Annotated in this window: 1 protein-coding gene; it reads left to right on the top strand. The window is 58.9% G+C overall.

What is annotated here, in order from left to right:
- Nucleotides 1-789 (top strand): hypothetical protein (locus AC1RPG_RS07815; RefSeq protein ID WP_481762441.1); only part of this gene is annotated, 789 nt, incomplete at both ends.

Genomic DNA, 789 nt, shown 5'->3' with positions numbered 1-789 from the left:
GTGGGTCAGTACGAGTTCGAGACGCAGGCGCTGCTCATCGTCGCCAATGACGCAGATGTTGAGGGCCCGGAGGCGGCCGCGTACGAACGCGGGTATCAGGTCGGCGTCGAAAAGGCGTTGGACGAGTTCCGGACGCTCGTCGATGATGAGACGTACGAAATTGGGGGCCATGCTGCGACGTTTGTGACGAAGCTTGCGGATCGCGTGCAGGACGCGCTGCTCAATAGCGCAAAGGGCTCCGGCACGGATACGGAGGCTGTATACCCGGACCACGAGCGCGATGACGTGGCCGAAAAGGTGAAAGCAACGCTGACCAACGTCTACACGATCTGGAACGACATCGACAACGATGAAGTTTTGGACTCGATCGTTGATCACAACGATCTGTACAACGCACACCCGCTGGCGGAAGTCTGCGACGAGATTTACAACGATTTTGCGGTCGCGGTCACTGTCGCGGACCTGCGTGGATGCGCCACCGTGAACGAGATCACGGACCTGATTCTGCGCAAGCGGAAGGAGCAGGAAGCTGGGAGCAACATCGTGGACGACAACCTGCTGATCGTCGAAGACGAAAACACGGATGAGGACCGGACGCGCGACGAGGCTCTTTCTGCTATCGAAAAAATCGTAGGGCACTCCATTAGCCTCGACGCCAATCTGGAAGACGTGCTGAAGAAACATGGCATTTCGTATCCGGTCGGGGCTGTTATTGGCGGTGCCATGAAAGCGCGCTTTGGCTTCGTGGTTCCGGTCGCCGTGGCCCGCGAATGGACGACCCCGCGCTCC

The organism is Dellaglioa sp. CoH-57-MRSF-18 (assembly GCF_056781995.1).
Note: the sequence above shows the minus strand (reverse complement) of the source record. Positions and strands in the feature narration are given on the sequence as shown.